The 21,867-nt window shown below is 58.9% G+C and carries 22 protein-coding genes; 10 read left to right on the top strand and 12 right to left on the bottom strand.

Features of this window, described 5'->3' with window-relative positions; translation table 11 throughout:
- Window positions 1-167 precede the first annotated feature (167 nt).
- Window positions 168-1,367 (bottom strand): tyrosine--tRNA ligase, encoded by a 1,200-nt coding sequence (tyrS, locus tag PMA3_RS27395; protein WP_064680066.1) that lies wholly within the window; start codon window positions 1,365-1,367, stop codon window positions 168-170.
- Window positions 1,368-1,580: 213 nt separating this feature from the next.
- On the opposite strand from tyrS, the gene PMA3_RS27400 reads away from it, so the two are divergent.
- Window positions 1,581-3,032, top strand: a complete 1,452-nt coding sequence (locus PMA3_RS27400; RefSeq protein ID WP_064680067.1) for a peptidoglycan DD-metalloendopeptidase family protein — start codon at window positions 1,581-1,583, stop codon at window positions 3,030-3,032.
- 3 nt (window positions 3,033-3,035) lie between these two features.
- A complete protein-coding gene (locus PMA3_RS27405; RefSeq protein ID WP_064680068.1) occupies window positions 3,036-4,127 on the top strand; it encodes an anhydro-N-acetylmuramic acid kinase in 1,092 nt (363 codons plus the stop codon).
- 69 nt (window positions 4,128-4,196) lie between these two features.
- On the opposite strand, the gene erpA is transcribed toward PMA3_RS27405, so the two are convergent.
- Together erpA and argC are read right to left on the bottom strand one after the other, a co-directional pair.
- Window positions 4,197-4,547, bottom strand: coding sequence for an iron-sulfur cluster insertion protein ErpA (gene erpA / locus PMA3_RS27410; RefSeq protein ID WP_007947969.1), 351 nt, complete (start codon window positions 4,545-4,547; stop codon window positions 4,197-4,199).
- A gap of 168 nt (window positions 4,548-4,715) precedes the next feature.
- Window positions 4,716-5,750, bottom strand: a complete 1,035-nt coding sequence (gene argC / locus PMA3_RS27415) for an N-acetyl-gamma-glutamyl-phosphate reductase (RefSeq protein ID WP_064680069.1) — start codon at window positions 5,748-5,750, stop codon at window positions 4,716-4,718.
- Between the two features lie 136 nt (window positions 5,751-5,886).
- Between argC and hemJ the strand changes: the two genes are divergently transcribed.
- The 6 genes from hemJ (at window position 5,887) to coq7 (ending at window position 10,488) form a co-directional block, all read left to right on the top strand.
- A complete protein-coding gene (hemJ, locus tag PMA3_RS27420; protein WP_064680070.1) occupies window positions 5,887-6,315 on the top strand; it encodes a protoporphyrinogen oxidase HemJ in 429 nt (142 codons plus the stop codon).
- Window positions 6,316-6,345: 30 nt separating this feature from the next.
- Window positions 6,346-7,314 carry an NAD(P)H-dependent flavin oxidoreductase gene (locus PMA3_RS27425; RefSeq protein ID WP_064680071.1) on the top strand — a complete coding sequence of 323 codons (969 nt, stop codon included), beginning with the start codon at window positions 6,346-6,348 and terminating at the stop codon, window positions 7,312-7,314.
- A 90-nt stretch (window positions 7,315-7,404) separates the two neighbouring features.
- Entirely contained in the window at window positions 7,405-8,379 is a 975-nt protein-coding gene (locus tag PMA3_RS27430; RefSeq protein WP_064680072.1) for a DUF805 domain-containing protein, read from the top strand.
- A gap of 62 nt (window positions 8,380-8,441) precedes the next feature.
- Window positions 8,442-9,230 (top strand): SDR family NAD(P)-dependent oxidoreductase, encoded by a 789-nt coding sequence (locus PMA3_RS27435; protein WP_064680073.1) that lies wholly within the window; start codon window positions 8,442-8,444, stop codon window positions 9,228-9,230.
- A gap of 79 nt (window positions 9,231-9,309) precedes the next feature.
- Window positions 9,310-9,654 (top strand): histidine triad nucleotide-binding protein, encoded by a 345-nt coding sequence (locus PMA3_RS27440; protein WP_064680074.1) that lies wholly within the window; start codon window positions 9,310-9,312, stop codon window positions 9,652-9,654.
- Between the two features lie 186 nt (window positions 9,655-9,840).
- On the top strand, window positions 9,841-10,488 hold the full coding sequence (gene coq7 / locus PMA3_RS27445) for a 2-polyprenyl-3-methyl-6-methoxy-1,4-benzoquinone monooxygenase (RefSeq protein WP_064680075.1): 648 nt from the start codon (window positions 9,841-9,843) through the stop codon (window positions 10,486-10,488).
- Window positions 10,489-10,636: 148 nt separating this feature from the next.
- On the opposite strand, the gene PMA3_RS27450 is transcribed toward coq7, so the two are convergent.
- Window positions 10,637-11,059 (bottom strand): OsmC family protein, encoded by a 423-nt coding sequence (locus PMA3_RS27450; RefSeq protein ID WP_064680076.1) that lies wholly within the window; start codon window positions 11,057-11,059, stop codon window positions 10,637-10,639.
- A 244-nt stretch (window positions 11,060-11,303) separates the two neighbouring features.
- Between PMA3_RS27450 and crp the strand changes: the two genes are divergently transcribed.
- On the top strand, window positions 11,304-11,948 hold the full coding sequence (gene crp, locus PMA3_RS27455; protein ID WP_064680077.1) for a cAMP-activated global transcriptional regulator CRP: 645 nt from the start codon (window positions 11,304-11,306) through the stop codon (window positions 11,946-11,948).
- 24 nt (window positions 11,949-11,972) lie between these two features.
- On the opposite strand, the gene PMA3_RS27460 is transcribed toward crp, so the two are convergent.
- From PMA3_RS27460 to PMA3_RS27475, 4 genes are all read right to left on the bottom strand, one after another.
- A complete protein-coding gene (locus PMA3_RS27460) occupies window positions 11,973-12,674 on the bottom strand; it encodes a lipoate--protein ligase family protein (RefSeq protein ID WP_064680078.1) in 702 nt (233 codons plus the stop codon).
- 132 nt (window positions 12,675-12,806) lie between these two features.
- Window positions 12,807-13,643 (bottom strand): indole-3-glycerol phosphate synthase TrpC, encoded by an 837-nt coding sequence (trpC, locus tag PMA3_RS27465; RefSeq protein WP_064680079.1) that lies wholly within the window; start codon window positions 13,641-13,643, stop codon window positions 12,807-12,809.
- Window positions 13,640-14,689, bottom strand: a complete 1,050-nt coding sequence (gene trpD, locus PMA3_RS27470; protein WP_064680080.1) for an anthranilate phosphoribosyltransferase — start codon at window positions 14,687-14,689, stop codon at window positions 13,640-13,642. Before trpD ends, trpC begins: the two co-directional genes overlap by 4 nt.
- Before the next feature lie 9 nt (window positions 14,690-14,698).
- Complete coding sequence (locus tag PMA3_RS27475) at window positions 14,699-15,292, bottom strand: aminodeoxychorismate/anthranilate synthase component II (RefSeq protein ID WP_064680081.1); 594 nt, start codon at window positions 15,290-15,292, stop codon at window positions 14,699-14,701.
- 406 nt (window positions 15,293-15,698) lie between these two features.
- On the opposite strand from PMA3_RS27475, the gene estP reads away from it, so the two are divergent.
- Complete coding sequence (gene estP, locus PMA3_RS27480) at window positions 15,699-17,606, top strand: esterase EstP (RefSeq protein ID WP_064680082.1); 1,908 nt, start codon at window positions 15,699-15,701, stop codon at window positions 17,604-17,606.
- Window positions 17,607-17,688: 82 nt separating this feature from the next.
- Here estP and trpE read toward each other — a convergent pair whose 3' ends face one another.
- The 4 genes from trpE to PMA3_RS27500 form a co-directional block, all read right to left on the bottom strand.
- Window positions 17,689-19,170, bottom strand: coding sequence for an anthranilate synthase component I (gene trpE / locus PMA3_RS27485; RefSeq protein WP_064680083.1), 1,482 nt, complete (start codon window positions 19,168-19,170; stop codon window positions 17,689-17,691).
- Between the two features lie 71 nt (window positions 19,171-19,241).
- Window positions 19,242-20,060, bottom strand: a complete 819-nt coding sequence (locus PMA3_RS27490) for a phosphoglycolate phosphatase (protein ID WP_064680084.1) — start codon at window positions 20,058-20,060, stop codon at window positions 19,242-19,244.
- On the bottom strand, window positions 20,057-20,731 hold the full coding sequence (rpe, locus tag PMA3_RS27495) for a ribulose-phosphate 3-epimerase (protein WP_028621492.1): 675 nt from the start codon (window positions 20,729-20,731) through the stop codon (window positions 20,057-20,059). The genes PMA3_RS27490 and rpe overlap by 4 nt, the downstream gene beginning before the upstream one ends.
- A gap of 300 nt (window positions 20,732-21,031) precedes the next feature.
- Window positions 21,032-21,856 carry an ABC transporter permease gene (locus tag PMA3_RS27500; RefSeq protein WP_064680085.1) on the bottom strand — a complete coding sequence of 275 codons (825 nt, stop codon included), beginning with the start codon at window positions 21,854-21,856 and terminating at the stop codon, window positions 21,032-21,034.
- Window positions 21,857-21,867: the final 11 nt, after the last annotated feature.

Raw genomic sequence — 21,867 nt, forward strand, 5'->3', positions numbered from 1 at the left:
AAACAACACTGCCCTATCAACTCCTTCTGGGCTTCGATGACCTGAAGCAACTCGCTGTCGAAAACTGCGTAACTCTTTGTTTACCAAGGAGTTTTCCGTTTCGACTGCGCCGGAAGTGGGGCGAATTATAGACTTCCAGATTCTGCCGTCAAGCCTTAAATTCCGCTTTATTCGGATTTAAGCGTAATACGTGCAAATGCCTTCTTCCCGGCCTGGCAAACATGTGTCGCGCCCAGTGCATATATAAAGGTGCGATCGACCACCTCTCCATCTATACGCACGCCACCGGAACCGAGCAGGTCTCGCGCCACGGCGGAGTTCTTCACCAGGCCTGCCTTATTAAGGACGGCAGCAATCGGCATATCTTCAGCCGCAGTCAATTCGATTTCCGGCAAATCATCCGGCAGCTCGCCTTCCTTCATGCGATTGCCCGCCCCACGGTGAGCATTGGCCGCAGCTTCCTCGCCATGGAAACGCGCAACAATTTCTTCAGCCAGCTTGATCTTGATGTCTCGCGGATTGGCACCCGACTCGACATCCGCACGGAACGCGTTGATCTCCTCCATGGAGCGGAAGCTGAGCAACTCAAAGTAACGCCACATCAGCACATCGGGGATGGACACCAGCTTGCTGTACATGACGCCCGGCGCTTCCTGAATACCGACGTAGTTGCCCAAGGACTTGGACATCTTCTTCACGCCATCCAGACCTTCGAGCAGCGGCATGGTCAGAATGCACTGGGGCTCCTGACCATAACCACGCTGCAGCTCACGCCCCATCAACAGGTTGAACTTCTGGTCGGTTCCACCAAGCTCGACGTCAGCGCGCAATGCGACAGAGTCGTACCCCTGCACCAGCGGATAGAGGAACTCATGAATGGCAATCGGCTGATTGGTCGTATAGCGCTTGTCGAAGTCGTCGCGCTCGAGCATGCGCGCAACGGTGTACTGCGAAGTCAGGCGGATGAAGTCAGCCGGCCCCATCTGATCCATCCAGGTGGAGTTGAACGCCACCTCTGTCCTGGCCGGATCAAGAATCTTGAATACCTGCGTCTTGTAGGTCTCGGCATTTTCGAGAACCTGCTCGCGGGTGAGCGGAGGACGCGTCGCGCTCTTGCCGCTCGGATCACCGATCATCCCGGTGAAGTCACCTATAAGGAAGATCACCTGGTGACCCAAGTCCTGGAACTGGCGCAGCTTATTAATAAGCACGGTGTGACCCAGGTGCAAATCCGGCGCGGTCGGATCGAAGCCCGCCTTAATACGCAGCGGCTGGCCACGCTTGAGCTTTTCGATCAGCTCGGCCTCGACCAACAATTCTTCCGCACCACGTTTGATCAGCGCTAGCTGCTCTTCAACCGACTTCATAACAGACCCGCAAGGCTCGAATTCAAAGGGGACCAACCATACAAGATCGCGCGCCAAATACAAAGTTTTGCCCGGCGTGCGGATGCCAATCCACCGACAGAGCGTCCGCGGGCTTGCTTCAGAGATGATTTGGTTATATTTTATACAGTTATTTCATCTTCATCATGTCATTCATCTTTTCCAATTCATCTTTTTCAAAGTCAAACATTACCTATGACCAAAAAACCGTCTAAAGCGCCGCCGCTTTACCCGAAGACCCACCTGCTCGCTGCGAGTGGCATCGCCGCGCTCCTGAGCCTGGCGCTTCTGGTATTCCCTTCCAGCGATGTTGAAGCCAAAAGAACGACCCTGAGTCTTGAACTGGAAAGCCCTGCTGAACAACTGACACAAGATCAAGACGCTGCCGAAGCCGTCCAGGCCACAAACGAGCCGCAAGAGCCCCCTTTCGCGCAGATCGAAAACAGCACCGAAGAAGCCGCGCAAACCGCTGAGGTCGCGTCGGAACCTGCACCTGCACCTGCTCCTGCAGCAGCACCTGTGCCTGCCATCGAAGAAAAGAAAGCGCCCAGCCACAGGGAAGTGGTCGTCGCCAAGGGCGACACGCTCTCTACGCTGTTCGAGAAAGTCGGCCTCCCCGCTGCTTCGGTACATGAAGTGCTGGCCAGTGGCAAGCAAGCCAAGCTGTTCGGCCAACTCAAGCGTGGCCAGAAGCTCGAGTTCGAACTCAACCCGGAAGGCCAACTGGTCAACCTGCACAGCAAGGTCAGCGATCTTGAAACCATCAGCCTGACCAGGAATGACAAGGGTTATGCGTTCAACCGCATTACCGCCAAACCGACCGTGCGCTCGGCCTACGTTCACGGCGTGATCAACAGTTCGCTGTCGCAGTCTGCCGCTCGAGCAGGTCTGTCCCATAGAATGACCATGGACATGGCCAGTGTGTTTGGCTATGACGTCGACTTTGCCCAGGACATTCGCCCGGGCGACCAGTTCGACGTGATCTACGAGCAGAAAGTCGTCAACGGCAAAGCCGTCGGCACTGGCCCGATCCTTTCCGCGCGCTTCGTCAACCGCGGCAAGATCTACACCGCCGTGCGTTACACCAACAAACAAGGCAACACCAGCTACTACACCGCAGATGGCAACAGCATGCGCAAGGCGTTCATCCGCACGCCGGTGGACTTCGCCCGCATCAGCTCGAAATTCTCCATGGGCCGCAAGCACCCGATCCTGAACAAGATCCGCGCGCATAAAGGTGTCGACTACGCGGCACCACGTGGCACCCCGATCAAAGCGGCCGGCGACGGCAAAGTACTGCTGGCCGGTCGCCGCGGCGGCTACGGCAATACCGTGATCATCCAGCACGGCAATACTTACCGCACGCTTTACGGCCACATGCAAGGTTTCGCCAAGGGCGTCAAGACCGGTGGCAGCGTCAAGCAGGGCCAGGTGATTGGTTACATAGGTACCACCGGACTTTCCACCGGCCCGCACTTGCACTATGAGTTCCAGGTCAATGGCGTACACGTCGACCCGCTGGGCCAGAAAGTGGCGATGGCCGATCCGATCTCCAAGGCCGAACGCGCGCGCTTCCTCGCCCAGAGTCAGCCATTGATGGCGCGCATGGACCAAGAAAAAGCCACCATGCTGGCTTCGAAGCGCTAAGTCATGACGCTCTATATAGGTGTGATGTCCGGGACCAGCCTTGACGGACTGGACATTGCGCTGATCGAGCAAACCTCGGCGATCAGGCTGATCGCCACGCACTACATCCCGATGCCTGACGCCCTGCGCGCCGAGCTGCTTGGCTTGTGCGCCAGTGGCCCGGACGAGATCGCCCGCTCCGCCATCGCCCAGCAGAATTGGGTGAAGTTGGCCGCGCAGGGTATTCACACCCTCCTTGATCAACAACACCTGAAACCTGCAGACATTCGCGCGATAGGCAGCCACGGCCAGACCATTCGCCATGAACCGTCGCGCGGGTTCACGGTACAGATCGGCAACCCTGCCCTGCTGACCGAGCTGACCGGCATCACCGTCGTCAGCGACTTCCGCAGCCGCGACGTCGCGGCTGGCGGCCAGGGCGCCCCCTTGGTTCCGGCCTTTCACGAAGCGTTGTTCGAAGAACAGGCAGGTAACCGCGCAGTATTGAACGTCGGCGGCTTCAGCAATCTCAGCCTGATCGAACCTGGCAAACCTGTAGCCGGTTTTGACTGTGGTCCCGGGAATGTGCTGCTGGATGCGTGGATTCACCAGCAACGCGGCGACCATTTTGATCGTGACGGTCAATGGGCCGCCAGCGGCAAGGTCGAACCCGTCCTGCTGAAGGCATTGCTCAGCGATCCGTTTTTTGTAACCAAGGGCCCGAAAAGCACCGGTCGCGAGGTGTTCAACCTGCCCTGGCTGACCCGGCAGTTGTCACAGCTACCCGCTTTCGCCGCCGAAGACGTGCAGGCAACCCTGCTTGAACTGACCGCACTGACCATCGTCGAGTCATTGCAAAGTGCTCAACCGGATACGCGGCAATTGCTGGTTTGCGGCGGTGGTGCACACAACGCCACGTTGATGGACCGCCTGGCCAGCCTGCTGCCCACGGCTAAAGTCAGCAGCACCGCGGCTTGCGGTGTCGACCCGGACTGGGTTGAAGCCATGGCCTTTGCCTGGCTGGCCCATTGCTGCCTGGAAGGCATTGCGGCCAATCGCCCCAGCGTCACCGGCGCCCGTGGCCTGCGCGTACTGGGCGCCATCTACCCCGCCTGACCGATCTGCGGACAGCAAAACGCCGCAGAGCCCCTGAGGCCATGCGGCGCCTTGTGAAGCTCTACGCCATCAGATCGAGAACGAAGATCCGCAACCACAGGTGGTGGAGGCGTTCGGGTTCTTGATAACGAATCGCGAACCTTCCAGACCTTCCTGATAATCCACCTCGGCACCTGCCAGGTACTGGAAGCTCATCGGATCGACGACCAGACTCACACCCTCGCGCTCGACGATGGTGTCGTCATCGGCCACTTCTTCATCGAAGGTGAAGCCGTACTGAAAACCTGAACAACCGCCGCCCGTAACGAATACGCGCAGCTTCAAGCGATCATTCCCCTCTTCATCGACAAGGCTCTTCACCTTGTGCGCGGCACCGTGGGTGAATTGCAAAGCCGTGGGGGTGAAGGATTCGACGCTCATGCTGACTATCTCCCGGCGTTACGCCGCCATAATGCGTGATGACGTGCATTATCCGCTTCTCCCAGAAAATCGGTCAACTATTGTTACGGTATATCAATCAAACCCATCGCCCGCCCGTAATGCAAAAAGGCCCGTCAGACGGGCCTTTTTGTCGAGCGCAATCCAGACTTACGGCAGCATGCCAGCGTGGGACAGACCCAGGCGCTCATCCAGTCCGAACAGAATGTTCAAGTTCTGCACGGCCTGACCCGACGCGCCCTTGACCAGATTATCGATCACCGACAACACCACCACCAGATCACCGTCCTGCGGCCGATGCACGGCAATCCGGCAAACGTTGGCACCGCGCACGCTGCGGGTTTCCGGATGACTGCCAGCCGGCATGACGTCGACGAACGGTTCGTTCGCATAACGCTTTTCAAACAGCGCTTGCAAATCAACCGAGCGATCCACGACGGTGGCGTAGAGCGTCGAGTGAATGCCGCGAATCATTGGCGTCAGGTGCGGGACGAAGGTCAGGCCGACGTCCTTACCCGCTGCACGCCGCAGACCTTGACGGATTTCCGGCAAGTGACGGTGTCCTTTGACCGCATAGGCCTTCATGCTTTCCGACGTCTCGGCATACAGCGAACCTACAGAGGCGCCACGGCCGGCACCGCTGACACCGGATTTGCAGTCTGCGATCAAGCGAGTGGTGTCAGCCAGACCGGCTTCGAGCAACGGCAGGAAACCCAGTTGCGTGGCCGTCGGGTAGCAACCTGGCACGGCGATCAGGCGAGCCTGCCTGATCTGCTCGCGATTGACTTCCGGCAAGCCATAGACCGCCTCTTCCAGCAACTGTGGCGCACCGTGCGGCTGACCGTACCACTTGGCCCATTCATCGGCGTCTTGCAGGCGGAAGTCGGCCGACAGGTCGATGACCTTGGTCCCGGCCGCGAGCAAGTCACCGGCCAAGGCATGGGCAACACCGTGAGGCGTTGCGAAGAACACCACGTCGCAGGCGCCCAGGGTCTTGATGTCCGGAACGCTGAACGCCAGGCCATCGTAATGACCGCGCAGGTTCGGGTACATATCAGCCACGGCCAGACCGGCCTCGGATCGGGAAGTGATCACGGCCACTTCAACTTGCGGATGCTGTGCCAACAAACGCAGCAATTCGACACCGGTGTAACCCGTGCCGCCGACGATACCGACCTTGACCATAAACCTGCCCTCAACGAACCCACTGGAAAGCCGTCGATAATAGGGCCCGTATCGTCCTGCGACAACCGCCAAGGTGACGTGCGGAGCCTCAAGCCTCTACTATCGCGCCTACCGTGAACCTGGGAATAACTAAAATATGCTCTATCTATGGCTCAAAGCACTGCACATCGTCAGCATGGTCTGCTGGTTTGCCGGCTTGTTCTACCTGCCACGCCTGTTCGTCTACCACGCGCAAAGCGAGGACACCATCAGCAAGGAACGCTTCAGCACCATGGAGCGCAAGCTGTACCGAGGCATCATGGGGCCAGCGATGATCGCCACCCTGATTTTCGGCATCGCGCTGATCGGCTTGAACCCCGGCATATTCAGTCAGGGCGCGTGGATACACGCGAAGTTGACCCTGGTGGTGATCCTGATCGGCTACCACCACATGTGCGGCGCCCAGGTGAAACGTTTTGCCCGTGGCGAAAACACCCGCAGCCATGTCTTTTATCGCTGGTTCAATGAAGTGCCGGTTCTGATATTGCTGGCTATCGTAATTCTGGTCGTCGTTCGGCCGTTCTGATTTCAAGCACAACTCACCGGGGTACTTCCAATGTCGCTGCCCGCTATGCTCGAACAACGTTTGCGCCTGCCCGTGGTGGCGGCGCCAATGTTCCTGATTTCCAACCCGCAACTGGTGCTCGCCTGCTGTCGAAATGGTGTAGTTGGCAGCTTTCCCGCGCTGAATCAACGCGAAAGCAGTGGCTTCAAGGCCTGGCTGGAAGAGATCGAAGCAGGGCTGGCGACACTGGACAACCCTGCGCCTTACGCCGTGAACCTGATCGTCCACAACAGTAACCCGCGCCTGCAAGCGGACCTGGAGATCTGTATCGAGCACAAAGTGCCGATCGTGATTACCAGCCTGGGTGCCGTGAAGGAACTGGTCGATGCCGTCCACGGCTATGGCGGCCTGGTGTTCCACGACGTGACGACCCGTCGTCATGCCGAGAAAGCCGCCGAGGCCGGGGTAGACGGCTTGATCGCCGTGGCGGCGGGTGCCGGTGGACACGCCGGCACCTGGAGCCCGTTTTCGCTGATTGCCGAGATCCGCCAGTTCTTCGACAAGACCCTGCTGCTGGCCGGTTGCCTGAACCACGGACACGAAATTCTTGCCGCACAATTGCTCGGCGCGGACCTGGCCTACTTCGGTACGCGATTCATCGGCACTACCGAAAGTCATGCCCCTGACGCCTACAAGCAAATGTTGCTCAGTTCCAGAGCCGCGGACATCGTCCATACTCCAGCAGTGTCGGGCGTGCCGGCGAGCTTCATGCGTCAAAGCCTGGAGGCCGCCGGTTTCGACATGGCGGCATTGCAAGGAAAGGGTGAGGTCAACTTCGGCTCCAAGCTCAAGCCGTTGAGCGATGAAGCCAAAGCCTGGAAAACCGTATGGTCCGCAGGACAAGGCGTCGGCGAAATCGATGACCTGCCGAGCGTCGATCAATTGATTGAACGTCTGGACGATGAATATCGCAAGGCCCTGGAACGTGCGACGCAGCTGCATGAGCGCTGGCCGCGCTGACAGGACAACCCGGTCTGTCGCTTTCGGCTGGCCTTACACGCCGGCCTCGCCACACTCCATTCAAATTTTTCGCGACAAGGATGCCTCGCAATGAGCGAAGTCCGTTACAAGATCGTATTCGACGGCGCTTTGCTGCCTGGTGTCGAGGCCACCACCGCCAAACTCAATCTCGCCGAGCTGTTCAAAACCGATGTCGCTGCCATCGAGCGGCTATTCAGCGGCCGGCCGGTTGCACTCAAACGCGACCTGTCACAGGCCGATGCTCAGACTTATCTGCAGGCACTGACGAAAACCGGCATCGCTGCCCGGATCGAAAATGAACCTCGGGTCGAGCTGAACCTGTCAGATGTGCACGAACACACGCCTGCCCACCCAGCCCTTTCGACAGATCCGGAATCACCCTATGCCCCCCCGCGGGCGGCTGTCGGCGAGGCGCTGCCGGAATTCGCCACGCTCAAGGCGTTCAGTTTCGAAGGCCGTATCGGCCGCTTGCGCTATCTGGCCTGGACGATGGTCCTGATGCTGGTGACGCTTGGCATCGGCGCCGTGCTGGGGATTTTCGGCCTCGCCCTTATCAGCACGGACTCCAGCGCCGGCCTGATTCTTGGGGGGCTGTTGGCCTTTATTCTGATCGTCGTACTCGGGTTCGTCAGCATCCAGTTCAGCGTCCAGCGTCTGCACGATATCGGCTGGTCCGGCTGGCTCTGGCTGCTGACGCTGGTGCCGTTCGTGGGCAGCTTCTTTCCGTTCGTGATGATGATCATGCCGGGCAACAACACCGCCAATCGATACGGTGCACCACCACCGCCCAACAGCACAGCGGTCAAGGTCCTGTCTGCGCTTTGGCTGGTGGTTGTCGCGATCCTGTTCATTGGCGGACTGACCGGTGGGCTCACTGCGATCCAGAGCGAATACGAAAGCGCCGCCGAGAGCCGCTACGAAAGTGACTCGGTCATCACCGAAGAGATCGAAGATCAAACCGCTGCGGAAGCAGAGCCTGCGCCAATTTCAGCTGACGATGCAGCCGAAGAAGCCCGGCCCCCTGTAGACTCTGCGAAAGAATGAACAGCGCTTCCCGCCCGTGACACCTGCGTCGCCGGCGCGGAGCTGTTGCGATGGAGAACTGCATGACCCGTTACGCTCTGATCACTGGCGCTTCCAGCGGCATCGGCCTGGCGATGGCCGAAGCGCTGGCCCGGCGCGGCCGCAGCCTGATTCTGGTGGCCCGACAGCGTGATCAGCTGGAAAGCATTGCGATCGAACTGACTCAACGTTTTGGCGTAGAAGTGTTGTTCCGGGCCTGTGACCTGGGCGAACCGTTGCGCCTGTCCGGGTTTCTGCTGGAACTGGAGGAAGGTGATCGCCAGATCGACCTGTTGGTCAATTGCGCCGGCATGGGCACCTGCGGTCCTTTCCTGGCCCAGGACTGGATGACCGAGCAGGATCTGATCGAGGTGAACATCCTTGCCCTCACCCGCCTGTGTCATGCGGTCGGCAACAGCATGGCCTTGCAGGGTGGCGGGCAGATTCTGAACGTCGCCTCGGTCGCAGCGTTCCATCCAGGCCCGTGGATGAGCACTTATTACGCCAGCAAAGCCTATGTGTTGCACTTTTCCGAAGGGTTACGCGTCGAGTTGAAGAAATGTGCGGTCAAGGTTTCGGTGCTCTGCCCTGGCCCGACTCGCACCGCATTTTTCCGCACGGCGCAATTGGACACAGACAAACTGGTCAACAGCAAACTGCTGATGAGCCCCGAGGAAGTCGCGCTCTATACCGTGCGCGCCCTGGAGAAAAATCGCGCCATCATCATTCCAGGCCGACGCAACCGCTGGCGCGCCTTTCTGCCGCGGCTCGGCTCGCGGTGGCTGACACGGACAATCGCCGGCATGGTCAACAAGGCCTACTGTCCGCGCTGAATGGTCCTTTGGTAAAACACTGGGCTGGCGCATCTCCCATGAGTACACTCAGGCCAGTCCAGACATTGGAGAAACCGCTATGGATACTAAGTGTATTTTTTGCAAGATCATTAACGGGGACATCCCGGCGAAGATCATTTACGAGGACGACCAGATAATGGCCTTCCACGACAACGCCCCGCAGGCACCCGTGCATTTTCTGGTGATCCCGAAAAAACATGTGAGCACCCTCAACGACCTCACCGAGGACGACAAGGCATTGGCCGGGCATATTCTGTTCACGGCCCAGCGCCTGGCGCTGGAACTGGGCTGCGAAGAAGGTTTCCGTGTGGTCATGAACTGCAATCCACTGGGCGGGCAGACGGTCTATCACATTCATATGCATGTATTGGGTCAGCGCCAGATGCATTGGCCGCCGGGCTGATCAACACCGCCCTCTGCAGGAGCCGGCTGGCTGGCGATGGCGATCGCCGATGTTCAGGTGATCTTTCGTACCCCATCCCCAGCCAGCCGGCTCCTGCAGATCAAGCCTGCGACGCAATGACCCAGCACAAACCTTAACCTGTCGATTGGGTTAAACTGGCCGCCGAGATTCTTCCTGGAGGTCAGCATGACTACCCAACGTCACTACTCGCCGATTGACCGTCTTCTGCTGCAAGCCGACGCCGCAATGCGTACCCTGCTGCCCTCCAGCGGCCAACCGTACCGTCCGTCGCCCGCCATCGTGCAGCCGGATGCAAAAATGAGTGACGTAGACACCCGCCACGTCGCTGGCCTGATGCGTATCAACCATACCGGCGAAGTCTGTGCCCAGGCGTTGTACCAGGGTCAAGCCCTGACCGCCAAACTGCCACAAGTGCGCGCCGCCATGGAGCACGCTGCCGAAGAAGAAATCGACCACCTGGTCTGGTGCGAGCAACGTATTCATCAGTTGGGCAGCCACACCAGCATCCTCAATCCATTGTTCTACGGCATGTCGTTCGGGATTGGCGCGGTGGCCGGATTGATCAGCGATAAAGTCAGCCTGGGTTTCGTGGCGGCTACCGAGCATCAAGTCTGCAAGCACCTGAACGAACACCTTGAGCAACTGCCGGCGGAGGATGAAAAGTCCCGGGCGATCCTCGAGCAGATGCGCATCGATGAAGAGCAGCATGCTGAAAGCGCGCTGGATGCGGGCGGTTTTCGCTTTCCGGCACCAGTGAAATTCGGGATGAGTCTGTTGGCCAAGGTGATGACCAAGAGTACTTATCGGATCTGATGGTTGCGTTGTCTGCCAAGACCTTTTCGCTGGCACGCAGCATCGCCGCTCCCACCGGAGTGGTATTTCACCAATAAAAAAGGCGGCTGCCGTTAGGTAGCCGCCTTTTTATTACTTTAAGCTTCAGGCTGCCCTGTTGCGCGGCAATTCAACCGAGCTCTACGATCTCGTAGTCGTGGGTGATTTCGACTCCGGCCGCGCCGAGCATGATCGACGCTGAACAATACTTCTCTGCAGACAGTTCAACGGCGCGCTTGACCTGGGCCTCTTTCAGCCCACGGCCTTTGACCACAAAGCGCATGTGGATCTTGGTGAACACTTTCGGATCCTCGGTCGCGCGTTCGGCTTCGAGGAAAGCTTCGCAGCTTTCGACGGCCTGGCGGGACTTCTTGAGGATACTGACCACATCGAAATTGCTGCAACCGCCCACACCCAGGAGGAGCATTTCCATTGGCCGGACACCCAGGTTGCGGCCGCCGGCATCGGGCGGACCGTCCATGACCACGACATGACCGCTGCCGGATTCGCCTAGGAACATGGCTTCGCCAGCCCATTGGATGCGTGCCTTCATCGCCAAGACTCCACTGTTAAAAAAGGGTCGCCAGCTTAGCACAAGGCCCTTGATTGACAGCGCTCGCCTTCTTGGGACATAACCACCCGCGCCATTGGTAAGTGCTCGAATATTGCAGGAAGTGTCTGTTAAGCTGCCGCCAATCAGCTGGCGCATAGCCAGTCTCGTTGCTAACAACAAAGATTGCAGGCTTCACCAGCGCCTAAAAAAACAATCACACCGTGCAGTCTTTTCGGAATACACCATGGTTGCTATTGCGCCCACACCCAAAATCAAAAACCTCGACAAATTGCTGATGCATTGCCAGCGCCGTTGCTATCAGGCCAAGACCAATATCATCTGCGCCGGGGATCGCTCGGATACGCTGTTTTTCATCATCAAAGGCTCGGTCACTATCGTGATCGAGGACGACGATGGTCGCGAAATGATCATCGCCTACCTGAACGCCGGGGACTTTTTCGGTGAGCTCGGTCTTTTTGAACAGGCCGGCCTGGAACAGGAACGTAGCGCCTGGGTACGTGCCAAGGTCGAATGTGATGTCGCGGAAATCAGTTATGTGAAATTCCGCGAATTGTCCCGGCAGGATCCGGACATTCTTTACGTACTCAGCGGCCAAATCGCACAACGCCTGCGCAACACCACCCGCAAGGTGGGTGACCTGGCGTTTTTTGACGTGACTGGACGTGTTGCTCGCTGTCTGCTGGAACTGTGCAAACAGCCAGACGCCATGACCCACCCTGACGGCATGCAGATCAAGGTGACCCGTCAGGAAATCGGGCGGATTGTAGGCTGCTCCCGTGAAATGGTCGGACGCGTACTCAAGGATCTGGAAGAGCGCAACCTGGTGGACGTCAAAGGCAAGACCATGGTGGTCTTCGGTACGCGCTAGCCTCGAAAACCCAAGCGTTGAAACTCAAGCCCCGAGCATCTCTGCCAGCGATTGGCGGTACAGCCCGTCGAGCCGTTCCAGTGCATCAGGGGCGGCGAATTTTTCATGCAGGGCGATGTGGCTCTCGGCACGAACCCGCTGTTCAAGACCACAGGCTTCATTGAAGCGGTTGACCGCTGCGACCATCGACTCGCGCTCGTTATCCAGTAACAAAGCACCGTGCACCAACCCTACCGGACGCGTGCCTCCCTTGCTCTGACGCCAGCGCTGAGCAGTGCCGACCATCTTGCGACCATCGAGGTTGACGTTGAAACGGCCATCACAGAAAGCGCCTTCGATTTCACCCAGGGATGAAACACCGCCCAGCTCATCCAGCAGCTGACAGATCGGATCGCAGAGTCGTCGGTAGGCGGTTTCGATCCGATTCTGATCACCTTCGCTGCGGGGTGGTGCATAGACCAGGGCGATGTTGATCGTTGATGCCGATTGCGGTACCGGCTCACCGCCGGTTTCCCGTAACAACACGGGCCAACCCGCCGCCGCAGACACTTCGCACGCGGCTTCGAACCCGGGCAGACGATTCAATCGGCGCGGCATGACCAATGCACGGTCGTTGGGTTGCCAAAACAGCAGACCGAACTCTGAATCGCCAGTACAGACCGATGCCAGCAGATCCTGTTCAGCCTGGAGGCCGGCTGCGATGGTCAGTGAAGTGGGTGAGGTCATAAGGGATCCGCAGGACATGAAGTCTATGGTGCTTCCTAGGCCGCCTTCGCGAGCAAGCTCGCTCCCACATTGGATCTGCGTCGTGCACAAATCCCCTGTGGGAGCGAGACCGGCTTGCCGGCGAAGCGGGGTTCAGTCGAGCGTAGAGCCGCTGACAGGAACGCCGCGCTCAGGGAAAAACAGACGCTGCAACTCGGTGCCCGGACTTTCGGCGCGCATGAACGCCTCGCCGACCAGGAATGCATACACGTCGCTGATTTCCATCAGTTCGACATCGGCTCGATTGAGAATGCCGCTTTCGGTGATCACCAATCGATCACGCGGTATACGCGGCAACAGGTCAAGCGTGGTTTCCAGATTGACTTCGAAGGTGTGCAGGTTGCGGTTGTTGACGCCGACCAGCGGAGTATCAAGCGTCTTCAACGCCCGTTCCAGCTCGTCGCCATCATGGACTTCCACCAGCACATCGAGGCCGACGCTTTTGGCCACGGCCGCCAGCTCGGCCATTTTCACGTCATCCAATGCGGATACGATCAACAGCACGCAGTCAGCGCCCAAGGCACGGGCTTCGACGATCTGATAGGGATCGATCATGAAATCCTTGCGGATCACCGGCAGTTTGCACGCCGCACGTGCCTGCTGCAGGTACGCATCGGCACCCTGGAAGTAATCGATATCGGTGAGCACCGACAAGCAGGTCGCCCCGCCCCGCTCGTAGCTGATGGCGATGTCGGCGGGAATGAAGTTCTCGCGGATCACCCCTTTGCTCGGCGAGGCTTTCTTGATTTCAGCAATGACTGCAGGCTGCTTGAGCTTGGCCTGGTCGATCAATGCCTTGGCAAACCCACGGGGTGCATCGGCCACCTTGGCCAGACTTTCCAGCTCGGCGAGGCTCACACGCGCACTGCGCTCGGCGACTTCCTCGACTTTGCGGGCCAGAATGTTTTCCAGAACCGTCGGCACACTCATCCCTCATTCTCCACCTTGAATACCGCGGTAAACGCACCCAACTCCTCGAGTTTTTCCCGAGCAAGACCGGTATGCAGCGCATCGTGCGCCAGAGCAACGCCCTCTTTTAAAGTGCTGGCCAGGTCGGCGGCATACAGCGCGGCACCGGCATTGAGCACGATCATCTCGGCGGCTTTCTGACCGTTTTCGGTCTTGCGCTTGCCGAGGGCATCGCGAATCAGTTCAAGTGACTGGGCCGGACTTTCAACCACCAGGCCAAACAAGCTCTGGCTCTTTATACCGAGGTCTTCCGGCTGTACCCAGTATTCTGTTATTTCGTCGTTTTTCAGATCAGCCACATAGGTGGGGGCCGCCAGACTGAATTCGTCCAGACCGTCCTGGGAATGCACCACCAGCACATGCTTGCTGCCCAGACGCTGCAAAACCTCGGCCAATGGCCGGCACAACGCCTGATTGAACACGCCCACCACCTGATGTTTCACCCCGGCCGGATTTGTCAGCGGACCGAGCATGTTGAACAAGGTACGCAAGCCCAACTCCCGGCGCGGGCCGGCAGCATGCTTCATGGCACTGTGGTGGGTCTGGGCAAACATGAATCCGATGCCGACATTATCGATGCAGCGTGCCACTTGAACCGGCGTCAGGTTCAGGTAAATGCCCGCTGCCTCTAACAAATCGGCACTGCCGCTTTTGCCCGAGACCGCACGGTTACCGTGCTTCGCCACGGTGCAACCGGCTGCCGCAACGACAAACGAAGAGGCGGTGGATACGTTGAAGATGTTTGCACCGTCACCGCCGGTGCCGACGACGTCGACGACGCCATCCAGCGTCTTGAGTTCGACCTTGTCTGCCAGCTCGCGCATGACCGACACCGCTCCCACGATCTCATCGATGCTTTCGCTCTTCATGCGCATGGCCATCATGAACGCGCCGATCTGGGCGTCGGTGCACTGCCCGGTCATGATTTCGCGCATTACGTCGCGCATTTCGTCGGTGCTGAGGTCGAGCTGGTCGACGATACGGCTCAGGGCTGTCTTGATATTCATTAAAAGTCCTTAGCGCGTGCCGCCGGTTTGTTTGAGGAAGTTGGCAAGCAGCTCGTGGCCCTGTTCGGTCAGGATCGACTCAGGGTGGAACTGCACGCCTTCAATGTTCAATGTCTTATGGCGCAGGCCCATGATTTCGTCCACCGAGCCGTCTTCAAGCTGGGTCCAGGCAGTCAGCTCGAGGCAGTCCGGCAGGGTTTCGCGCTTGACGATCAACGAGTGGTAGCGGGTGACCGTCAGTGGATGATTCAAGCCTTCGAAAACGCCCTTGTCCTCGTGGAACACCGGGCTGGTCTTGCCGTGCATGACATGACGGGCACGGACCACATCCCCGCCAAACGCCTGACCGATGGATTGATGGCCCAGGCAAACACCCAGAATCGGTAGTTTGCCGGCGAAATGCTTGATCGCTTCGATCGAGATGCCGGCTTCAGTCGGGGTGCAGGGACCGGGTGAGACGACGATCCGCTCCGGGTTGAGGGCTTCGATCTGGGCAATGGTGAGTTCATCGTTGCGCACGACTTTGACCTGGGAGCCGAGCTCACCCAGGTACTGCACAACGTTGTAGGTAAAAGAGTCGTAGTTATCGATCATCAGCAACATGGCGTTAGGAACCTCTTGAATTCACTGACTTTAATTCAGCCTTCGAAGGACTTGCCCGCAGCGTCCTGCACTTTGTCTGCCGCTGTATCACGCAGCAAAGCGGTTTGTCTTGCGGGTAAAAGAAGGCGAAGCGGTAAAGATCCGGCCGGGCCGGCAGAAGGATTCAGGCGCGCCAACGCCAACGGGCGTGTGCCTTGATGACTTGATCCAGGAGTTTGCTGACGATCAACACGGGGAAGGTCTCATTTATACGTATTGGCACAGTAACTTAGCTGGGCAGAGCGTGCAATATGGGGCGATCGAAGCGCGGTGAAACAATCGAGGGTTCGCGCCGAATGGCAACAGTCTCTATAGTTTTTGGCACTAACGTTTCGTTCACTAAAACAATAAACAAACGGATTTGCTCATGATCAACCCGACACTGGCGGCACCCCTTGCAGTCTGCTTGCTTGCCATGGCCTGTACCCAGGCGATAGCGGCGCCCAACCCTTACTCGAACTTCATCGTCTTCGGCGACAGCCTCAGTGATGCCGGGCAATTTACCGATACCGGCGGCCCGGCCGGCGCGACCCTGCGCTTTACCAACCGTACCGGGCCGGTCTACCTCGATGGCAGCGGCGAGGTTTACTCCGCCAACTCGACGCAGCTATTGGGAGGAAAACTCGGTTTCTCCCCGGATCAGACGGCTGCTTCGACCTCGGCTGCGCGCGCCGACGAAGGCCTGCCTGATGGCAACAACTGGGCCGTGGGCGGCTATCGCACCGACCAGATCCTCGATTCGATTAACGATGTATCCGCCACGGGCGAACGCACCCGTCCAGGCTACCTGGCCACCAACAACCTGCGCGCCGACCCGAATGCGCTGTATTTCCTCTCCGGTGGCGGTAACGATTTCCTCCAGGGCCTGGTGCTCAACCCGGCCCAGGCCGGCGCGGCGGCAGATCGACTGGCAGACAGCGCCCAGGTTCTGCAGACCGCCGGCGCCCGGTACATCATGGTCTGGCTGTTGCCTGACCTGGGTTTGACGCCCGCCATCAACGGCAGTCCTGCACAGCCGGGTATCTCGCTACTGAGCAGCCTCTTCAATCAGCGCCTGGTGACGCGACTCGGGGGCATCGACGCCGAGGTCATCCCGCTGAACGTTCCATTGCTGCTGCAGGAAGCGGTCGCCGATCCGGCATCATTCGGACTGGCCACCGACCAGAACCTGGTTGCCACCTGTTTTAGCGGCAATGGCTGCGTTGAAAACCCCGCCTATGGCATCAACAGTGCCACGCCGGACCCGAGCAAGCTGATCTACAACGATGGCGTTCACCCGACCGAAACCGGGCAGAAGCTGATTTCCGATTACGCCTATTCCCTGCTGGCAGCGCCGTGGGAACTGACGCTGTTGCCGGAAATGGCCCACGCCTCTCTACGTGCGCACCAGGATGAACTGCGCAGCCAATGGCAATCGGACTGGGAGAACTGGCAGGCCGTCGGCCAATGGCGCGCGATCGTCGCGGGCGGCGGTCAGCATCTGGATATCGATGGTCAAAGTAGCGGTGCCAGTGCCGATGGCAGCGGAAACAACCTGAATATCGGCGGCAGCTATCGCCTCAATGAAGCTTGGCGAGTCGGTGTGGCGGCAGGTTTTTATCGGCAGAATCTTGAAGCTGGCAGCAATGATTCGGACTACAAGCTCAACAGCTACCTGGCCACCGCCTTCGCCCAGTTCCAGCAGAATCGCTGGTGGGCCGATGCCGCGTTGACCGGTGGCAAGCTGGATTACGACAATCTCAAACGCAAATTCGACCTGGGTGCCAGCGAAAGGGCGGAAAAAGGCGATACCGACGGCCATCTTTGGGCCTTCAGCACTCGCCTCGGCTACGATATTGCGCAACCGGGCAGCGAATGGCACTTGTCGCCGTTCATCAGCGCCGATTACGCGAAAGTGGAAGTCGACGGTTATTCGGAAAACGGCAATCGTTCCACGGCGTTGACCTTTGATGACCAGAAACGCGACTCGAAACGCCTGGGTGCCGGTCTCCAGGGCAAATACCAGATTACCCCGCAGACTCAAGTGTTCGGCGAATATGCCTTGGAGCGCGAATACGAGGATGACACTCAGAAAGTGAACATCGCCCTCAATAGCCTGCCGTCGCTGGACTTCGAGCTCGACGGTTACACACCGCAGAGTCATTTGAATCGCGTGAGCCTGGGGGTCAGCCACAAGTTGACGGCCGATCTGGCGTTGCGTGGCGGTTACACCTTCCGCAAGTCAGATGACTTTACCCAGCAAGGGCTCAACGTTGGGGTTGTATTGGATTTCTGATCCAATACATAGCAAGCACAAAAAAACGCGGCCCCCTCACAGGCGCCGCGTTTTTTTATGGTGCTGAGGCCCTTGTTGGAATTCAGGCGTCCGGAGTTTGCTCAGCCAGGGCTACCGCACGGAACATCGCGCGGCGTTTGTTCAGGGTTTCTTCCCATTCCAGCGCCGGCACCGAGTCGGCGACAATGCCGCCACCGGCCTGCACGTGCAGCTCGCCGTTCTTGATCACTGCGGTGCGGATCGCGATAGCGGTGTCCATGTTGCCGTTCCAGGCGTAGTAACCGACCGCTCCGCCATACACGCCGCGCTTGACCGGCTCCAGCTCGTCGATGATTTCCATCGCGCGAATCTTCGGTGCGCCGGACAAAGTGCCCGCCGGCAGTATCGCTCGCAGCGCATCCATCGCCGTCAGCCCGGCCGTCAGTTGCCCGGTGACGTTGGACACGATGTGCATGACATTGGAGTAACGCTCGATCACCATCTTTTCGGTGAGTTTGACCGAGCCGATTTCCGAAACGCGACCGGTATCGTTACGGCCCAGGTCGATCAGCATCAGGTGTTCGGCGATTTCCTTATCGTCGGACAACAAGTCTTTTTCCAGCGCAACATCGGCCTCTTCATTGGCACCCCGCGGACGGGTACCGGCGATCGGGCGTACGGTGATCAGGTTGTCTTCGACCCGTACCAGCACTTCCGGCGAACTGCCGACGACGTGGAAGTCGCCGAAGTTGAAGAAGTACATGTAGGGCGTCGGGTTGAAGCAGCGCAGCGCCCGGTACAGATCGATCGGCGCAGCCTTGAAGTCGATCGACATGCGTTGGGACGGCACGACCTGCATGCAGTCGCCCGCCAGAATGTATTCCTTGATGGTGTCGACGGCTTTTTCGTAATCGTTCTGGGTGAAGCTTGAGCGGAATACCGGATCGGCAGACTGCTGTTTGCTGAAGTCCAGGCCGCGACGCGGGGTTATCGGCTGGCGGAGTTTTTCCAGCAGCGCTTCAAGACGTGCCTGGCCTTGTCCGAAAGCATCTTCCTGCGACGGATCGGCCAGGACAATCGCGTGCATCTTGCCGGCGAGGTTGTCGAACACCACCACCGCGTCCGAGACCATCAGCAGAATGTCCGGCACGCCCAGTGGATCCGGGTTCGGGCATTTGCCCAGACGCTTCTCTACATAACGTACGCAGTCGTACCCGAAGTATCCCACCAGGCCGCCATTGAACCGCGGCAGGCCGGGGATGGTCGGCACGTTGTAACGAGCCTTGAATTCTTCGACGAAGGTCAGCGGGTCTTCAGCCTCATGGCTTTCGATCTCGACGCCATCGTGGGTCACGCTGATGTGATGATCGTGAACCCGCAGCACGGTGCGGCACGGCAACCCAATGATCGAATAGCGGCCCCACTTTTCTCCGCCCTGCACCGACTCGAGCAGGTAGGAGTTGGGCTCATCGGCCAGTTTCAGGTAGATCGACAGCGGAGTGTCGAAGTCGGCCAGGGTTTCGCAGGCAAGCGGGATGCGGTTGTAGCCGGCAGCGGCCAAACGCAGGAATTCTTCGCGGATCATGGAGTAGCCTCGTGGCTTGAGGGTCTAACAGTCAGGTATGCAAACGCGCCGGGATGCCGGCCAGGAACAAGTCAGGCGCGCCAACGCCAGCGGGCCAGGGCCTTGATGACTTTCATCCATAGTTTGCGAGTGACTACCACGATGGGATTTCCGGCAGGAGATTGAACAGCGTCGGGCAACGTTATCCCAGCGGCCAGATCCAGGCAACCGGGAATTAATTTGCGCAGATCATCGATCACCAGCGCCGGGGATTCTTCCGCAATCGGCCGGCCATGGTTGTAGCCATAACTGAGCGCTACGCATTTGACGCCCGCCGCTTTCGCCGCCAGCACATCGCTGCGCGAATCACCGACGAACAAGGATTGCGAAGCGGGGATATTGGCCATTTTCATCACAAAGAACAGTGCCGCCGGATCAGGCTTCTTCTTTGGCAAGGTATCGCCACCGATGATCCAGCGGAAGTAGCGGCCGATCTTCATCTGATCCAGCAGCGGCGCGACGAAGCGCTCCGGCTTGTTGGTGATCAGCGCCATCTCGACCCCCTGCTTATGCAGCCACTTCAGGGTATCGCGCACGCCGGGATAGACCACGGTCAATTCGTGTCCATCCTCGTAAAAACCGTTGAACAGCTCCAGTGCACGCTCGGCTTCGACCTCATCGACGTTCTCGCCATCGATATGGTTCGCCAGGGCACGGCGCACCAGCATGTGCACGCCGTTACCGACCCAGTCGCGCACCGACTCGATTCCGACAGGTGCGCGGCCGAGTTTGAGCAGCATGTTATCCACAGCCGCCGCGAGGTCGGGGACCGAATCGACCAGAGTGCCATCCAGATCGAACATCACCAGCCGCGGCAAAGCTCCCGGGAACAGCTGCTCAAAGCCACTCATGGACGGGTCAGCGCCAGTTCGGAACGCATCTTTTCAATCACCTCTTGGTAGTTCGGTGCATTGAAGATCGCCGAGCCGGCGACGAAGGTGTCGGCGCCAGCGGCGGCAATTTCGCGAATGTTGTTCACGTTCACGCCGCCGTCGATTTCCAGGCGGATGTCACGACCGGAGGCATCGATCAGTGCCCGCGCTTCACGCAGCTTGTCGAGGGTGCCAGGAATGAACTTCTGCCCGCCGAAGCCCGGGTTGACGCTCATCAGCAAGATCATGTCGACCTTGTCCATCACGTACTTGAGCACGTCCAGCGGTGTCGCCGGATTGAACACCAGGCCCGACTTGCAGCCGCCTTCGCGGATCAATTGCAGGGAGCGGTCGACGTGTTGCGTGGCTTCCGGGTGGAAGGTGATGTAAGTCGCGCCGGCCTCGATGAAGTCGCCAACGATGCGGTCCACCGGGCTGACCATCAGGTGCGCATCGATCGGCGCAGTCACGCCGTACTTGCGCAGCGCGGCGCAGACCATCGGACCGATGGTCAGGTTCGGCACGTAATGGTTGTCCATGACATCGAAGTGTACGAAGTCGGCGCCGGCGGCCAGGACGTTGTCCACTTCCTCACCCAGACGGGCGAAATCGGCGGAGAGAATGGACGGAGCAATGACGAAGGGCTGCATGACGCACCTTTTACTGAGCAGTAATCACGATGGCGCGCATTGTATACCTCATGCTTTGAAGCGCGCACCGTGACGCGATAATCAGTAGTCGGTGTCCAGACGATCCAGCTCAGCGAACAGGCGCTGGTGAACAATTTGTGAGGCAATCCCAAGAAGTACACGAAACCCTGTAGGAGCGAACTTGCTCGCGAAAACCCTGAGAGCGCCGCATGCATTCAGGCAGCAAGGGTTATCGTTCACGACCATCGTCGGAACGCCGCCCGGAGCAAGCTCGCTCCTACAATTGATCGGTGTGTTGCTTTAGACCTGGGCAGTGCGCAGTTTTTCGCTGCGACCCCGCAGCCATTCCAACGTCAGCAGCAGGATCACCGAGAAGGCAATCAGCAGCGTCGCTGCGGCAGCAATGGTCGGGCTGAGGTTTTCGCGGATACCGCTGAACATCTGCCGTGGCAAGGTCGCTTGCTCAGGACCGGCGAGGAACAGCGTCACCACCACTTCATCGAACGAAGTGGCGAAGGCGAACAATGCCCCCGAGATCACGCCCGGCGCGATCAACGGCAAGGTCACCCGCCGAAACGCCGTCAGCGGCGAAGCCCCCAGGCTTGCAGCCGCCCGCACCAGGTTGTGGTTGAACCCCTGCAAGGTCGCCGACACCGTGATGATCACAAACGGCACACCCAACACCGCATGCACCACGATCAATGAAAAGAAGCTATTGCCCAGACCCAGCGGCGCAAAAAACAAATAGCTGGCGACACCGATGATCACCACAGGCACCACCATCGGCGAAATCACCAGGGCCATCACCAACGGCTTGCCGGGAAAGTCGCCCCGTGTCAGGCCTATCGCTGCCAGCGTACCGAAGATCATCGCCAGCACCGTGGCGGCCGGGGCGACGATGATGCTGTTCTTCAGCGCCCGCATCCATTCCGCCGACGCGAAGAAGTCGTGATACCACTGCAGCGAGAAACCTTGCAGCGGGTACACCAGGAAACTCCCTGAGTTGAACGACAGCGGAATGATCACCAGCACCGGCAAAATCAGGAACAACAGGATCAAGCCGCAGAGAATCCGCAAACTATAGAACCATGCCCTCTCGATGGGCGACATATAAGGACTCAGCATTTCGTTCTCCC

The organism is Pseudomonas silesiensis (assembly GCF_001661075.1).
Classification (GTDB): Bacteria; Pseudomonadota; Gammaproteobacteria; order Pseudomonadales; family Pseudomonadaceae; genus Aquipseudomonas; species Aquipseudomonas silesiensis.